The sequence below is a fragment of the Ancylobacter sp. WKF20 genome (assembly GCF_029760895.1).
Classification (GTDB): Bacteria; Pseudomonadota; Alphaproteobacteria; order Rhizobiales; family Xanthobacteraceae; genus Ancylobacter.
In genome coordinates, this window is sequence record NZ_CP121679.1 from 3,258,737 (window position 1) to 3,272,929 (window position 14,193).

Below are 14,193 nucleotides of genomic sequence, written 5' to 3' on the forward strand. Positions count from 1 at the left end.
TGCTGTGGCGCCCTCACCACGTCCCCGCCCGCTTCCCGTCCCATTCATCCAGCCGCGCGATCTGCCCGGCCTCCTCGACCGTGATCGCCGGGCCGCCGGCGGTATGAACCACCCCGCGCGCCAGTATCAACGCACCGGCGAGCCCGTCAGGGCTCGTCCCGGCCGCCTCCAGCGCGGCGCGCGCCGGCTTTGTCAGCCGCACCGTAGCGTCATTACGCCAAACCGGGCCGAAATTGAGGTAATCCACCGCGCGGCCCTTTCCAACCGAAAGCACACGCCCTGCCAGTATTGTGAAGCGCCCCTCCTGGGCGCTGAGGCGCGCCACGTCGCGGGCGGGAACCGGCAGATCCGCCCAGAGGCCGCGCCTCGCCTGCCGCGCCGGCGCCTCGGCCGCGAGCAGCGTGGGCAAACAGGCCCCGAGCCCGGGTTCCGGGCGCACGACGGCGAGACCTTGTGAAAGCAGGCGCTCATTGATGCTGGTTACTGGGAGGCTGGCCGCCGCCTCATCCGCGCCCGCCACCGCCAGCCGGACGGCGAGCCGCCCAAAGCGGTCCGGCCGCGCGCCGATCACCGCGAGACGCGGCGCCTGCCCGACCAGCTTCGCGAGCGCGGCGCGGTAGGCGGCCTCACCCGCACCCAGCGCATCCGCCGGCACGGCGAGGCCGGCCAGGCGCAGCACGCGGCCATCCTCCAGAACGAGGTCGCCAAACCCATCGACCGCCGCGACGCGCCCCGCAGGCTGCGCGGGGGACGGGCAGTCCTGCGCCGCGAGCGGCGCCGTCCCGGTGAGAAGGAGCGCGCCCATGAGCGCGGCAAAGCGGGCGACGGACAAGCCGGCCTTGGGATGGACGCACGCGCCTGCGCGCGGCGCCGGCCGCGCGGGTGGTCCTGTCTGCTCGTCCCGGCCCGTTCCGGAAACCCGGCCTCTGGGCATGTGCGATCCGATGGTTCGACGGCGCTTGGCCCACAGCATAACGCAGCCGCGCCTATTCCCCTAGGTCTGCACGGGTGGATCTGCGGGCGGACCTATCTGCGCGCGGCCCATGAGCCAACGGCCCGAACCGACGCCGCCAGCCCCCAACCGCCCAAGCCGCCCCGCCCCCTTGATTGCGACCGGCGTTTCGGTTCATCTACGCGCGGTCTCTCCCGGTAGCTCAGCAGGATAGAGCACAGGTTTCCTAAACCTGGGGTCAGGGGTTCGATTCCCTTCCGGGAGGCCACCGTCATCGGGGCGCCTCCTGCCGCGGGAGGCGCTGGCCGAGGCGGACGGCCAGCCGCTGTTGCTGAACGACGACGTCCATCACGCCGGCTTGACCCGCGACCAAAGCGCCCTGCCTTACCTTTCGGCAGCGTGGTGTCTTGCCCTTGCCATGATCGCTTCCAAGATGGGGGCCGTCGGCGTCCTGCGCCGGCCGCCCGTTTCTCAGAGAGGTCTTTCTGCGAGGTCATGGAGAGCATCACCGCCGATCTGGCTCAGCTCATGCAGAGCCACAGCTATCTGGTTCCCGTCGTCGTCGGCATCATCGCCTTCGGCGAGTCACTGGTGCTTCTGGGCCTCGTCATTCCCGCCACCGCGCTGATGCTGGCGATTGGCGGGCTGGTCGGCTCCGGCATTGTCGAGCCGGTGCCGGTGGTGGGCGGCGCGATCGCCGGCGCCATTCTCGGCGACATCGCCTCCTACTGGCTCGGCCGCTGGGTCGGCCCGCGCGTCGTGCATCGCTGGCCGCTGCAGGGCTACCGCCACCAGGTGGCGCAGGCGCGGCTGTTCTTCCGCCGCTTCGGTTTCGCCTCGGTGTTCATCGGCCGGTTCTTCGGCCCGGTCCGCTGCACCATGCCGATGGTCGCCGGCATGATGCGGATGGAGCAGCGCCGCTTCCAGCTCGCCAATGTCTCCTCCGCCTTCGTCTGGGCGCCGGTGATGCTGGCGCCCGGCTGGTTCGCGGCGGAGAGCGCCGAGGCGCTGGGCGGCGGCAGCACGGAAGGCTGGGCGCTCTCCATGGTCGGCATCACCGTGGTGATGCTCGTTGTCACCACGGTCGTGCTCAAGGTGATCAAGAACCGCATCGCCCCGCGCCGCCGGCAGCGCCGCACCCCGGTCAGCACGGGTCTCGCCGAACCGGCGGGCCCGCTCTGAGCCGGCCCGCTGTGAGGCTCAGCGGTAGAGGAACCCCGCCGCCGCCGCGTAGAGCGGAATGCCCAGCACCACATTGAACGGGAAGGTGATGGCGAGCGAGGCGGCCAGCGAATAGGCCGCGTTCGCTTCCGGCAGAGCGAGCCGCACCGCCGCCGGCGCGGCGATGTAGGAAGCGCTCGCCGCCAGCGTTGCCAGCACCACCGCCCCGCCTTCCGACAGGCCGGCCGCATGGCCGGCGGCGAGGCCGAGCGCGCCATTCACCAGCGGGGCGAGAAGCGCGAAGGCGAAGAGCCGCCCGCCCGCCTTCCACGCCGCGTCCGCCTTCTCCGCCGCGACGATGCCGAGTTCCAGCAGGAACAGGCAGAGGAAGCCGAGGAAGAGGTCGCCGAAGAAGGGCCGTACCGGGGCCAGCCCCGCCTTGCCGATCACCCCGCCAATGACCAGGCCGCCGACCAGCAGCAGGAAGCTCTTGGCCGAGATCACCTCATGCAGCGCCGGCCCGAGCGAGCGGGCGCCGCCGCCCTCCCCGCCCGCTCCCGCGAGCCGGGCCAGCACCAGCGCGACGACGATGGCGGGCGCCTCCATCAGCGCGAGGATCGCGGTCATGAAGCCCTCATGCGGCGTGCCGGCGCGCTCCAGATAGCTGACCACCGCGATGAAGGTGACGGCGGAGACCGAGCCGTAATGGGCGGCGAGCGAGGCGGCGTCCGCCACGCTGAAGCCGGCGACGCGCCGCAGCGCGGCGTAGCACCAGAGCGGGATCAGAATGCCGAGCCCGAGGGCGGCGGCGGCCGGACCGGCAAAGTCCGCCCAGCGCGTCTCCGCCAGTTCCGCCCCGCCCTTCAGACCGATCGCCAGCAGCAGATAGATCGACACCGCCTCGAACACCGGCGCCGGCACGCGCAGATTGCTGCGCAGCGCGCAGGCGAGCGCGCCAAGGCCGAAGCACAGGACCGGTGGGGAGAGAAGGGCGGCGCTGGCGAGCGACATGGCAGATCTCCGGGTGGGTGGCGGGCAGTTGATCCGTGGTGGATGTGACGACGGGTGGTTCAGACGTGGTGAAGCCGGACACGGCCCCGCATCAGCGGCAGCCGGCCCGGCCCCAGAGGCACTCCCGCCTCCCCGCATGGCGGAGGCGGTGGTTGTGACGCGGCCGGCGCAAGGCCGCGCCGCCTGTTCCTGAAACGGCCAGCCCGAGGGCCGCGCCGCGGTTCTCGTGAGACGGCCAGCCCGTGGGGCCGCGCCGTGGTTCTCGTAAAACGGCCGGCCCGTGGGGCCGCGCCGCGGTTCTCGTGAGACGGCCGGCCCATAAGGCCGCGCCGTGGTTCTCGTAAAACGGCCGGCCCATGGGGCCGGCCGTCCTTGGCGGGAGAGGTTGCCGGCGGCGAACCGCCGGCCACCGGATCAGTGGGCGCTGGTCTTGTGGGCGCCGGTCTCGGACTGGCGGGTCTTCCACAGCGAGAAGAGGATGCCGCCGAAGATCATGGCCAGCGTCACGCCAAGCGAGATGGCGGGGTCAAGCTTGCCGTAGAAGTAGTTCCAGAAGATCTTGCCGCCGATGAACACCAGAACCAGCGCCAGGGCGTATTTCAGGTATTCGAAGCGGTGGACCATCGCGGCCAGCGCGAAGTAGAGGGCGCGCAGGCCAAGGATCGCCATGATGTTCGCGGTGAAGACGATGTAGGTGTCCGTGGTGATGGCGAAGATCGCCGGCACCGAGTCGACCGCGAAGACGAGGTCGGCGATGTTGATGACCACCAGCGCCAGGAAGAGAGGCGTCACCCAGAGCACGATCTTGCCGGTCACCGGATGGGGCTGGCGCACGAAGAAGCGCTGGCCGTGCAGCTGGGGCGTCACCCGCAGGAAGCGGGAGAGCAGGCGCACCACCGGGTTCTTCGAGACGTCCGCCTCGCCTTCCTTGACGATGAGCATCTTGATGCCGGTGGCGACCAGGAAGGCGCCGAACAGCAGCAGCACCCAGTCATATTCCTGCACCAGCGCCGCACCGACGCCGATCATGATGCCGCGCAGCACCAGCACCGCGATGATACCCCAGACCAGGGCCCGGTACTGGTACATGCGCGGGATGGCGAAGTAGGTGAAGATCAGCGAGATGACGAAGACATTGTCGATCGAGAGCGCCTTCTCGATCGCGTAACCAGTGAAGTACTGCATGCTGGCGTCCGGACCCATCGAGTACCAGATCCAGCCGCCGAACACGATGGCGACAGCGATGTAGAAGGCGGAGAGCTTGAGGCTCTCGGCGATGCCGAGTTCCTTGTCGCCCTTGTTCAGCACACCAAGGTCGAAGGCCAGCAGGATGAAGACGATGGTCAGGAAGCTCAACCAGAGCCAGACCGGCTTACCGACGAAGTCGGCGGTCATCAGCGAAATCAGAGTGTCCATAAAGTCCTCGGGTCAGGGACCAGTGGCGCACGCGCGGTGAACGGCCCGCAGCGCTGGGGCAAGCGCCGCGAACCGTCCGTTCCGGGCGTCCGCACTGGACGGTCGGTGGGGAGAGGACCGACATGGCGGCGCAACGCCGTCAGAGGGGCCCGGACCTCGGGCAAGTATGGGGATAAGGCTAGGCGTAACCGCTCAACGGGGCGGCGACCTTACCGGATGGGCTTCAGCCGGAGATCGGTGAAGCGGCGGGGCTTGCGCACCACCATCACCTCGGTGATCTGGCGTCCTTCGCGGCGGATATAGTCGATCTGCGCGCCAAGCTGGCGCTTGATCCGCTTCAGCGCCACCAGGCGCTCGCCATCAGGGTCCAGACGCCGGCGCTCGGCATCCATCTCGGCATCGAGCATCTTGCTGCGGGTCGTCAGCGACTTGAGGAACTGGTCCACGTCAACCTCCTTTCAATGGGAGGAACATGGCGTGGACGAACTCATAGTTCCAATGCATAGTCTTAATAGTCTCGATTGAGTGAAGCTATCGCCATGGCCTTCCGCCCCACCCATCGCCAGCTCGAATATGCCGTCGCGCTGGCCGAGACCGGCCATTTCGGCGCGGCGGCGCGGCGCTGCCATGTCTCGCAACCGACGCTCTCGGTGCAGATCGCCCAGCTCGAGGCCCAGCTCGGCGCCACCCTGTTCGAGCGCACGCCCGGCCGCGTCCAGCCGACGCCGGTGGGGCTCCACGTGATCGAGGCGGCGCGGCAGGTGCTGCTGACGCTGGACGACATCGTCGCGGCGGCGGCGAGCAGCACGCGCAATCTCGGCGGGCTGATCCGGCTCGGCGTCGCCCCGACCTTCGGGCCCTATTTCCTGCCCAATCTGCTGCCGGCGCTGCACGCCAAATACCCGGCGCTGCAGATCTACATCAAGGAAGAGCGCCCGGCGGTGATCCTGCGCGAGGTGATTTCCGGCGCGCTGGATTGCGGGCTCGGCCCGGCGCCCGATTCGGACCATGCGGTGACCTTCCGCCGGCTGTGCCGCGAGACGATCTTTCTCGGCGTGCCGAAGGACCACCGGCTGGCCCCGGTCGGCCATGTCGACCCCAAGGCGCTGCGCGGCGAGCGGCTGCTCACGCTGGGGCGCGGCCATCATCTGTTCGAACGGGTGCGCGAGCTCGCCACCGCCTGCGGCGCCGACATGCGCGAGGACTATGAGGGCACCAGCCTCGACGCGCTGCGCCAGATGGTGGTCATGGGCATGGGCATGTCGCTGTTCCCCGAACTCTATGCCCGCTCGGAGTTTCGCATGGAGGACGACATCGCCCTGCTCACCCTCGACGGCTGGCCCGCGAGCCGCGACATGGGCTATTTCTGGCGCGCCGGCAGCGGGCGGGCGGTTCAGTTCGAGCAACTGGCACGCGAAAGCGAGACGACCTGCGCGGCGCTCGGGCTTGAAGCGGTCTAAGTCCATGACTTAGCGTCATGTGGTTCTGAAATACCGCCGCTATCGTCGCTAAATTACCAATATATTTGGGCATTTGCCGAAAGGCTGTTCGTGCCTATTCTGGTGCCCGGGGATGCGGATGAAGGTAGCCATGGCGGGTCAACGGGTGGGGCGTGACACGGGCAGGCACAGGCGCGCGCGGCAGCTCTGCCGCGCCGGCGGCCTCGTCCTTGCCGCGCTGCTGGGCTTTGCCCCCCTGTATGCCGCGGCCTCCCACACCAACACCGCGCCGCCGCCGGCGACCGGCGACCCGGCGACCACGGTCAACCTGCAGATCGTCGGGGGCCTCGCGGGCGTCACCCAGTACACCAATTACGAGCAGCCCTTCTGGGAGAAGGAGATCACCGAGCGTTCCGGCGGGCGAATCAAGGCGACCATCCGCCCGCTCGACGCCGGCGGCCTGCGGGCCGAGGAGACGCTCCAGCTCATGCGGCTCGGCGTCGTGCCCTTCGGTTCGGCGAGCCTCTCGCGCGTGTCGAGCGACGACCCGGAGCTCAACGCCTTCGACCTGCCGGTGCTGAACCCGGACATGGGCACGCTGCGCCGCACCGTGGGCGCCACGCGCCAGCACCTCGCGGACTATCTGCTGCAGCGCTACGACATCGTGCTGCTCGCCGTCTATGCCTACCCGGCGCAGGTGATCTTCTGCACCAAGCCGTTCAGCGGCCTCGACGATCTCGCCGGCCGCAAGGTGCGCACCTCCTCGGTTGGCCAGGCCGAGCTGATGGCCGGGCTCGGGGCGGTGCCGGTGCTGCTGCCCTTCGCGGAAATCGTGCCGGCGCTGAAATCCGGCGTCGCCGAATGCGCCATCACCGGCACGCTGAGCGGCTATGAGATCGGCCTGCCGGGCATCGCCACCCATGTGCATTCCATGGCGATCAGCTGGGGACTCTCCTTCTTCGGCGCCAACCGCGCCGCCTGGGACGCCCTCCCGCCGGATCTGCAGGAAGTGATTCGCACCGGCGTCGCCGATCTCGAGCGCCGCGTCTGGATCCAGGCCGACACCGACACCCAGCGCGGCCTCGCCTGCAACAGCGGCGGCGCCACCTGCGGCGAGACCATCGGCGACATGACGCTGGTGCCCACCTCGCCCAAGGACGCCGCCCGGCGCGAGCGCCTGCTGCAAGAGGTGGTGATCCCCCGCTGGATCCTGCGCTGCGGGCCGAGCTGCGCCACCGCCTGGAACACCTATCTGGCGCCGGTTCACGGCATTCACGCGGATCGGGAGTGATGCCTCATGCGTTGCGGCACCGTGCGGTGATGCTCTGGCCGCGGCTCAAAATGGTCGTCGCCGCCGGCACAGGGATAATCCTGCTGACCGTCGCCGCGGGCACGGCCCTTCTGATCGACCGCGGCGAGCGGGCCGCCATGGCGGCGGCGGCCACCGGCCTCGAACGCTCCGCCCAGGCGGTGGAAAACGCGCTGAACCGCCAGCTCCTGCAGGTGCATGGCGCCCTTGCCAGCCTGCCGAGCCTGTTCGCCGCCGCCAAGGCGACCCCGCAAAGCTCCGGTCTCGCGGCCGAGCTGCTCGGCAGCCTCAACTTCCAGACCCTGGCCTATCGCGACCTCATGCTGGTGGCGCCGGACGGCGCCGTCATCGCCACGGCGCGCCCGCATGGCGGCCAGCGCGAGCTGCCCTTCACCGCCGACCGGCTGCACGGCGCGCCGCTCGCTTTGCTCGGGCCGCTGCGTAACAAGATCTCCGGCGACTGGTCGCTCTACCTCGCCCGCACCGTGCCGCAATGGGGCGGGGTGACGCCGGTGGCGGAAGTCCCGCTGCTCACTTTGATGAAGCTGCTGGCCGAGACCGGCGTCGACCCGCAGGTGCGCATCACGCTCCAGCGCCCGGACGGCCAGCTCATCGCCACCCTGCCGCATGACGAGCTGCGCACCGGCGAACTTGTCGCCAGCGGTCCCGCGACCCCGACGCCGGACGGCACGGCCTATCTCCTGCCCGCCGCCGGGCCGGACGGGCAGACCCTCTCGGTCGCCCGCGCCTCGCTCTACAATGATGTGCGCGTCGTGCTCAGCGCGCCGCGCCAGGTGCTGCTCGCCAACTGGCTGCGCGACCGCGACCGCATGCTGGTCTCGGTCGCCATCGGCATGCTGCTGGTCGGCGCCTTCGGCACGGTGATGATCGTCGCGCTCGGCCAGCGCGAGCGCATGGAAGCCGAGCGCAGCCGCGCCGCCTCGGTGCTCGTCAACGCCATCGAGGCCATGTCCGACGGCTTCGTGATGTGGGATCAGGACGACCGGCTCGTCACCTGCAACCAGCGTTTCCGCGACATCTACGCGCTCAGCGCGCCCTTCATGATCCCCGGCGCCCGCTTCGAGGACATCGTGCGGCAAGCGGTGGCGGCGGGCCAGTACGACGTGCCCGAGCACGAGCGCGGCGCGCTGGTCGACGAGATGATCGCCATGCATCGCGATGCCTCGGGCTCGGCCGAGCGCCAGCTTTCCGACGGGCGCTGGATCCTCATCCGCGAGCGCCGCACCGCCGATGGCGGCATGGTCGGCATCCGCGCCGACATTACCGCGCTGAAATCCGCCCATGAGGAACTTGCCGAGGCCAATGCCCGCGCCAACGCCGCCGCCGCCGAGGCACGCCGGCAGAACGCCGCGCTGATCGAGCGCGAGGGCCAGATCCGCTTCCTCGCCCATCATGACGACCTGACCCGCCTGCCCAACCGCGTGCTGTTCCGCAGCCGAATCGATGCGGCGCTACAGGCCGCCGCCGAGCGCGGCGAGCGGCTCGCGCTGCTCTATCTCGACCTCGACCGCTTCAAGGATGTGAACGACACGCTCGGCCATCCCGTGGGCGACGCGCTGCTGCGCGCCGCCGCCGCCCGGCTTGGCCACAGCGTGGCCGATGATGAACGGGTCGCCCGGCTCGGCGGCGACGAATTCGCCATCATCAGCCTCGCCTCGAACCAGCCGGAAACGGCACAGGCGCTGAGCGAGCGCATCATCGCCGAGTTGAGCACGCCCTACAGCATCCTCGGCCACACCATCGCGGCGAGCGCCAGCGTCGGCATCGCCATTTCCGACGGCACCGAGCTCGACGCCGACGCCCTGCTCAAGCAGGCCGACCTCGCGCTCTATCACGCCAAGGCGAAGGGGCGCGGCACCTATTGCGTCTTCACGCCCGACATGGACGCGCATCTGCGCGGCCGCATCGAACTGGAGACGGACCTGCGCGCCGCGCTGGATGGCGACCAGTTCCACCTCGTCTACCAGCCGATCTTCGATCTCGCCGACAACGCCCTCACCGGCTTCGAGGCGCTGCTGCGCTGGCAGCACCCCGAGCGCGGGCTGGTGAGCCCGGCCACCTTCATCCCGCTGGCGGAGGAGACGCGGCTCATCGTCGAGATCGGCGCCTGGGCGCTGGGCCGGGCCTGCGCCGACATCGCCGACCTGCCGGGCGGGCCACGGCTCTCAGTCAATCTCTCGCCGGTGCAGCTCGCGGTGGGCGACATCATCGGCGTGGTCAGCCAGGTGCTGGAGCGCACCGGCTTCGAGGCCTCGCGGCTGGAACTGGAGATCACCGAGACCGCGCTGTTCGACAACAATGCCCGTAACCTCGAGGCGCTGCGCGAGCTCAAGGCGCTCGGCGTCGGCATCGTGCTCGATGATTTCGGCACCGGCTATTCGAGCCTCAGCCATTTGCGGCTGTTCCCGCTCGACACGATCAAGATCGACCGCTCCTTCGTACGCGAAATGGTGATCCGGCCCGACAGCGCCGCCATCGTCGACACCATCGCCGATCTCGCCGGCCGGCTCGGCATGACGACGACGGCCGAAGGGATCGAGACCGCCGAACAGCAGGACGTCGCGCGCCGCGCCGGCTGCACCCATGGGCAGGGCTTCTTCCTCGGCCGACCGCAGCCGCTGGAGCAGGCCCGCGCCCTCGCCGCCTCGCTCGGCAGCCGGCCCCGCCATGGCGCGCGGCGCGGCGTGCGCGCCGGCCACCGTCCGGGCGACCTGACCGGCTGATCCTGCCCTTCGCTCACATCCTTCAGGCGCCGGCGGCGGCGAGCCGTGCGTGCGCGCGGTGCTCGGTGAGGCGGAGCGCGGCCAGGAGGCCGACGAGATTCACCGCCGGCAGCAGCCAGATGGCCGCGCGGAAGGCTTCCGGGCTCGGGTCGGCGCGGGTGGAGAACAGGTCCAGCAACGCGCCGAAGCCCCATTCGCCGAGGCCGCCCAGCAGCATGATCATCATGTTGGTGGCGGCAATCGCCGTGCCGGTGACGCGGGCCGGGTTATGCTCCACGGCGGAGGCGAAGCACACGACCTGCGAGGTCGAGGCAAGGCCGAGCAGCAGAAGCAGCGCATACATCCCCGTCAGCGACGCGGAGGGCAGCAGGGCGATGACGACGGTCACCGCAACCGTGGCGATACTCGCGCCGACCAGCAGCGGCCGGCGCGTGCCGAAACGGTCGGAAACGAAGCCGGCAAGCGGGCCGCCGATCATCCAGCCGACATACATCATCGAGACCGCGCCGGAAGCGCCGATCTTGTCGGCACCGGTCAGCGCGGCGATGTAGCTCTCGCCCCAGAGGGCGCCGAGGATCGAGAGGGGCATGTAGAGGCTGGCGCCGACAATGCCGATGTACCAGCTCTGCGGGTTGGCATAGACCACGCGCAGCGCCGCGACGATGCCCGCCCGCTCCGCCGGCGGCTCACCGACCTCGGGCACCGGCCCGGCGCTGCCGCCGGCCGGAATGATCAGGGCGATCAGCAGGCCGATGAGGATGCCCAGCGCGCCGGTGATGAGCAGCGCGGTCTGCCAGCCCAGCGTATCGACAAGCCGCGCCACGCCGGCATTGCCGATGATCGCCCCGGCCATGCCGAGCGAGGTCGTCAGCCCCGACAGGAGCGCCAGCATGGAGCGCGGGAACCAGGCCGCCGCGAGATACATGGTGCCGACGAAGGCGAAGGCCGAGCCCATGCCCTGGCAGAAGCGGGCGGCGACCAGAAAGGCCGAATTCGAGCCGGCCACCTCGATGAACACGCCGAAGGTGCAGATCGCAACCGAGACCAGCAGCACGCGCTTGGCCCCGAACCGGTCGATCATCGTGCCGGAGACGAGCTGCATCGGCGAGTAGATGAAGTAATAGGCCCCCGCCGCGGCCCCGAGCGCCGCCGCCGTGAGGCCGAAATGCGCCTGGAGTTCCTCTTCCATCGCCGCCGGCGCAACCCGGACGAAGAACTCATAGAGATAGAACAGCGCCGCCGTGCCCCAGATCAGCCAGCCGCGCGCCGAGGCGCTGGTGACGGCGCTGCCCGCGCGCTCCTCGATGATCATCCGTCCCCCCCTCGCGCGCGATTCGCGTCTCGTTTCCCGGTAGGATGATAACAGAGACATGACGTTGCGGAGGGACGGCGGATGCGCCGCTTGGGCGGTTTCCGCTCCGGCATGCACCGCCCCGAAAAGCGCCCCTGCCTGAGGACAGGCGCGGTTTAACGCGGGGACGTCAGGCCGCGCGATGGCGCCGGGCGCGGCGCCACTGCCGCCACCACTGGCGCAAGCCGGCATAGCCGGCGCTGTGCGTCGCCGCCGGCCGGTGCATGGTCGCCGGCGTGTTGATGGCAGCCGCCTGATGGGCCATGCGCGCGCTCATCTCCTCCAGCTGCGCCTGCGTCTGCGCCAATTGCCGGCGCGCAGCCTGAAGCTCACGGGCGATGGCGAGCCGGTCCGCATCGGCATTGGACAGGGCGCCGCCGGCCCGCACCTCACGGCCGGTGCGCACCAGCGAGGGGTCGGACAGCGCCGCATGCGCCGCCATCGCCCGCTCGCGCTGCAAGGGCAGCACGGCGGAGAGCTTGGCGGCGAGATACTCGCCATCCTCGATGAAGCGGGGAAAATCGAGGAACACCACCGGGATGTCCTTCTGCACCGCGTAATGCACCAGCGTGTGGAAGCCGACGGCGAGGATGCGCGCCTGATCCACCGCGTTCAGCGCATGCACCATGCCGCCGGGGGTTTCGCCCCACTGATGGAAGCTTTCCGGCAGGTCGGCCATCCACGGCGCCGCGCGATGGATCGCGGTGCGCTCGACGAGCACGCGGCTCGCCGCCGCCTCCTCCAACGCCCGCACCGGCACGATGAAGGCGTCGACGGTGACTTCCGGCGGAATGGCGCTCGCCGGATCGAAGGCGATCCAGGGCGACTTCACCACATAGGGCAGATCATCGAGCTGGCCGGGCAGCAGGAGATCCTCCAGCCCGGCATTGGCCGCGTCGTCGAGCTGGGCGTCCGGGTGGCGCCCGAGATGGGTATCGAAGCCATTGGCGTGGAGATACTGCACGAGAAAGCTCGTGCCCGCCCGCCCCGTCCCGGTGATGACGAGATGCTTGTGGTGAGACATGGCCGATCCATTTTTGAATCGTTCTTATGAGCCTTACGTTAGATCATCTCTCCGGCCCGTCGCGCAACCCAAAGAATCGTGGTGCGACCCTCCTGCAACCACAGAGAACGTTGCCCAGCGCCGCGCCGGGTCATCCGGCGGGTGGCCGGCCACGTAGTGCCCGCATGACCCACGCGCGTCTCCCTCTCTTGCCCGCAGGTGCCCGATGACCACCGAACCCCGCAGCTGCGCCGTCGTCTTCGGTGCCACCGGCGGCATCGGCGCCGCCCTCGTGGCGGCGCTCCAGTCGTCCGGCCGGTATGACGCCGTGCTGGCCTTCGGGCGGCGCACGCCGGTCGCGATTGACCTGACCGACGAGGCGAGCCTTGAGCGCGCGGTCGCCCATGCCGCCGGGCACGGCGAGATCCGCCTCGCCATCGACGCCACCGGCATGCTGCACACGGGAGACTACCGGCCGGAAAAGAGCTGGCGCGAGCTCGATGCCGGCCATCTCGCCGAGAGCTTCGCCATCAACGCCATCGGCCCCGCTCTTTTGATGAAGCACCTGCTGCCGGCCCTGCCGCGCAGCGGGCGCGCGGTCTTCGCCACCCTGTCGGCGCGGGTCGGCTCGATCGGCGACAACCGGCTCGGCGGCTGGTACGGCTACCGGGCGGCGAAGGCGGCGCTGAACCAGTTCGTCCGCACCGCCGCGATCGAGCTGGCCCGCCGCGCGCCGGAGGCGATCTGCGTCGCGCTGCATCCCGGTTCGGTCGCGACCCCGCTCTCCGCGCCCTTCGCCCGGCCCGACCACCCGGCGCAGACACCGGCGGAGGCGGCGGCGCATCTTCTGGCGGTCATTGACGGGCTCGCCCCCGCGCAAAGCGGCGGCTTTGTCGACTGGCAGGGCGAGACCATTCCGTGGTGAGCATCGGAGTGGCGCAGCCATGAGCCGGATGCGCCGCAAGGCGGAACTGCCGACCAAGCCCTGCGCGGCCTGCGGGCGACCTTTCGCCTGGCGCCGCAAATGGGCGCGGGACTGGGAGGCGGTGCGCTTCTGCTCCGAGCGCTGCCGGCGTACGCGGCGTCCGACCGAGACTTCGCCCCGCGATCAGCTGTCGAAATAGCCGAGGCTGGGCTCCAGCCGCTCGAATGTCTCGTCCATGGCGTAGAAGGGCGTGAACGGCAGGGCGATATGGCCGAACCACAGCGAGAGCTGGCTCTCGGCGGTTTCCTCGTCCGAACGCTTGATGGCGGCGAGGTAGAGCGCGGCGGCAAGGCCCGTGCGGTCGGCGCCGGAACGGCAATGGATGAGGATGGGACGCGGCGCGTCCTTGAGGCGCGCCATGAAATCGGCGACCTCCGCATCGGTCAGTTCCCGGCGCGCGGACCAGGGCAGGTCGATCAGCGTCGCGCCATGGGCGTCGGCGAGGCGCACCTCCTCGCGATACCAGCCCTGATCGGGCGAGGCGCCGCGCAGATTGACGATGGTGCGGATGTTGAGACCGCTCAGCGTCGCCTCGAGCTGCGGGCCGGACAGCGTGGCGGAGCGGTAGAGCTCGCCGGGGATCACCGCGTGAAGATTGCCCTGCGCCACGGTGACGCCGGCATAGAGCGCGGCGGCGCCGCAGATCGCCATCACCAGCCAGGCCGCGCCGCGCCCGATCCGCCCCCACATCCCCCGCACGCGTAGTCTCCCCCGGACACTTGATCGGGGGATGTGTCGCGGGTTTTTCCTGTCGGGAAGCTGTCAGAAACGTCCAATCGAGCCGCTCCCATTTCTTGGCGAGGGCGACAGTTCACCGACAGG

13 protein-coding genes and 1 tRNA gene are annotated in these 14,193 nt (G+C 70.0%); 7 read left to right on the forward strand and 7 right to left on the reverse strand.

Annotated features, from left to right (window positions below; genetic code table 11):
- Positions 1-13: 13 nt before the first annotated feature.
- On the reverse strand, positions 14-832 hold the full coding sequence (locus AncyloWKF20_RS14955) for a thermonuclease family protein (RefSeq protein WP_279314809.1): 819 nt from the start codon (positions 830-832) through the stop codon (positions 14-16).
- A 311-nt stretch (positions 833-1,143) separates the two neighbouring features.
- On the opposite strand from AncyloWKF20_RS14955, the gene AncyloWKF20_RS14960 reads away from it, so the two are divergent.
- Both AncyloWKF20_RS14960 and AncyloWKF20_RS14965 read left to right on the forward strand, forming a co-directional pair.
- Positions 1,144-1,220: transfer RNA gene (locus tag AncyloWKF20_RS14960), tRNA-Arg, on the forward strand.
- A 227-nt stretch (positions 1,221-1,447) separates the two neighbouring features.
- On the forward strand, positions 1,448-2,134 hold the full coding sequence (locus AncyloWKF20_RS14965) for a DedA family protein (RefSeq protein ID WP_279314810.1): 687 nt from the start codon (positions 1,448-1,450) through the stop codon (positions 2,132-2,134).
- Positions 2,135-2,152: 18 nt separating this feature from the next.
- Here AncyloWKF20_RS14965 and AncyloWKF20_RS14970 read toward each other — a convergent pair whose 3' ends face one another.
- The 3 genes from AncyloWKF20_RS14970 to AncyloWKF20_RS14980 form a co-directional block, all read right to left on the reverse strand.
- Positions 2,153-3,124 carry a sodium-dependent bicarbonate transport family permease gene (locus tag AncyloWKF20_RS14970; protein WP_279314811.1) on the reverse strand — a complete coding sequence of 324 codons (972 nt, stop codon included), beginning with the start codon at positions 3,122-3,124 and terminating at the stop codon, positions 2,153-2,155.
- Positions 3,125-3,538: 414 nt separating this feature from the next.
- Positions 3,539-4,540, reverse strand: a complete 1,002-nt coding sequence (locus AncyloWKF20_RS14975) for a TerC family protein (protein ID WP_279314812.1) — start codon at positions 4,538-4,540, stop codon at positions 3,539-3,541.
- Positions 4,541-4,749: 209 nt separating this feature from the next.
- The gene (locus tag AncyloWKF20_RS14980) at positions 4,750-4,986 is read right to left on the reverse strand and encodes a hypothetical protein (protein ID WP_279314813.1); all 237 of its coding nucleotides are present in this window, start codon (positions 4,984-4,986) and stop codon (positions 4,750-4,752) included.
- Positions 4,987-5,079: 93 nt separating this feature from the next.
- On the opposite strand from AncyloWKF20_RS14980, the gene AncyloWKF20_RS14985 reads away from it, so the two are divergent.
- From AncyloWKF20_RS14985 to AncyloWKF20_RS14995, 3 genes are all read left to right on the forward strand, one after another.
- Positions 5,080-6,000, forward strand: a complete 921-nt coding sequence (locus AncyloWKF20_RS14985) for a hydrogen peroxide-inducible genes activator (protein WP_279314814.1) — start codon at positions 5,080-5,082, stop codon at positions 5,998-6,000.
- 130 nt (positions 6,001-6,130) lie between these two features.
- Positions 6,131-7,270 (forward strand): TRAP transporter substrate-binding protein, encoded by a 1,140-nt coding sequence (locus AncyloWKF20_RS14990; protein ID WP_279314815.1) that lies wholly within the window; start codon positions 6,131-6,133, stop codon positions 7,268-7,270.
- Positions 7,270-10,032 carry an EAL domain-containing protein gene (locus AncyloWKF20_RS14995; RefSeq protein ID WP_279314816.1) on the forward strand — a complete coding sequence of 921 codons (2,763 nt, stop codon included), beginning with the start codon at positions 7,270-7,272 and terminating at the stop codon, positions 10,030-10,032. The genes AncyloWKF20_RS14990 and AncyloWKF20_RS14995 overlap by 1 nt, the downstream gene beginning before the upstream one ends.
- A gap of 22 nt (positions 10,033-10,054) precedes the next feature.
- Here the strand turns inward: AncyloWKF20_RS14995 and AncyloWKF20_RS15000 are convergent, their stop codons facing one another.
- Both AncyloWKF20_RS15000 and AncyloWKF20_RS15005 read right to left on the reverse strand, forming a co-directional pair.
- Positions 10,055-11,344, reverse strand: coding sequence for an MFS transporter (locus AncyloWKF20_RS15000; RefSeq protein WP_279314817.1), 1,290 nt, complete (start codon positions 11,342-11,344; stop codon positions 10,055-10,057).
- A 169-nt stretch (positions 11,345-11,513) separates the two neighbouring features.
- A complete protein-coding gene (locus tag AncyloWKF20_RS15005) occupies positions 11,514-12,407 on the reverse strand; it encodes a hypothetical protein (RefSeq protein ID WP_279314818.1) in 894 nt (297 codons plus the stop codon).
- A 205-nt stretch (positions 12,408-12,612) separates the two neighbouring features.
- Between AncyloWKF20_RS15005 and AncyloWKF20_RS15010 the strand changes: the two genes are divergently transcribed.
- Complete coding sequence (locus tag AncyloWKF20_RS15010) at positions 12,613-13,311, forward strand: SDR family NAD(P)-dependent oxidoreductase (protein WP_279314819.1); 699 nt, start codon at positions 12,613-12,615, stop codon at positions 13,309-13,311.
- A 19-nt stretch (positions 13,312-13,330) separates the two neighbouring features.
- Positions 13,331-13,510, forward strand: coding sequence for a DUF2256 domain-containing protein (locus AncyloWKF20_RS15015; protein ID WP_279314820.1), 180 nt, complete (start codon positions 13,331-13,333; stop codon positions 13,508-13,510).
- Here AncyloWKF20_RS15015 and AncyloWKF20_RS15020 read toward each other — a convergent pair.
- Positions 13,495-14,061: a tyrosine-protein phosphatase gene (locus AncyloWKF20_RS15020; protein WP_279317989.1), complete on the reverse strand. Its 567-nt coding sequence runs from the start codon at positions 14,059-14,061 to the stop codon at positions 13,495-13,497. The two genes, AncyloWKF20_RS15015 and AncyloWKF20_RS15020, sit on opposite strands and share 16 nt — an antisense overlap.
- Between the last annotated feature and the right edge of the window lie 132 nt (positions 14,062-14,193).

What these genes read in the sequence shown, in the direction of transcription:
- AncyloWKF20_RS14965 (WP_279314810.1), top strand. Translation starts at nt 1,448, where the DNA reads ATGGAGAGCATCACCGCCGATCTGGCTCAGCTCATGCAGAGCCACAGC.
- AncyloWKF20_RS14970 (WP_279314811.1), bottom strand. Translation starts at nt 3,124, where the DNA reads ATGTCGCTCGCCAGCGCCGCCCTTCTCTCCCCACCGGTCCTGTGCTTC.
- AncyloWKF20_RS14975 (WP_279314812.1), bottom strand. Translation starts at nt 4,540, where the DNA reads ATGGACACTCTGATTTCGCTGATGACCGCCGACTTCGTCGGTAAGCCG.
- AncyloWKF20_RS14985 (WP_279314814.1), top strand. Translation starts at nt 5,080, where the DNA reads ATGGCCTTCCGCCCCACCCATCGCCAGCTCGAATATGCCGTCGCGCTG.
- AncyloWKF20_RS14990 (WP_279314815.1), top strand. Translation starts at nt 6,131, where the DNA reads ATGGCGGGTCAACGGGTGGGGCGTGACACGGGCAGGCACAGGCGCGCG.
- AncyloWKF20_RS14995 (WP_279314816.1), top strand. Translation starts at nt 7,270, where the DNA reads ATGCCTCATGCGTTGCGGCACCGTGCGGTGATGCTCTGGCCGCGGCTC.
- AncyloWKF20_RS15000 (WP_279314817.1), bottom strand. Translation starts at nt 11,344, where the DNA reads ATGATCATCGAGGAGCGCGCGGGCAGCGCCGTCACCAGCGCCTCGGCG.
- AncyloWKF20_RS15005 (WP_279314818.1), bottom strand. Translation starts at nt 12,407, where the DNA reads ATGTCTCACCACAAGCATCTCGTCATCACCGGGACGGGGCGGGCGGGC.
- AncyloWKF20_RS15010 (WP_279314819.1), top strand. Translation starts at nt 12,613, where the DNA reads ATGACCACCGAACCCCGCAGCTGCGCCGTCGTCTTCGGTGCCACCGGC.
- AncyloWKF20_RS15015 (WP_279314820.1), top strand. Translation starts at nt 13,331, where the DNA reads ATGAGCCGGATGCGCCGCAAGGCGGAACTGCCGACCAAGCCCTGCGCG.
- AncyloWKF20_RS15020 (WP_279317989.1), bottom strand. Translation starts at nt 14,061, where the DNA reads ATGTGGGGGCGGATCGGGCGCGGCGCGGCCTGGCTGGTGATGGCGATC.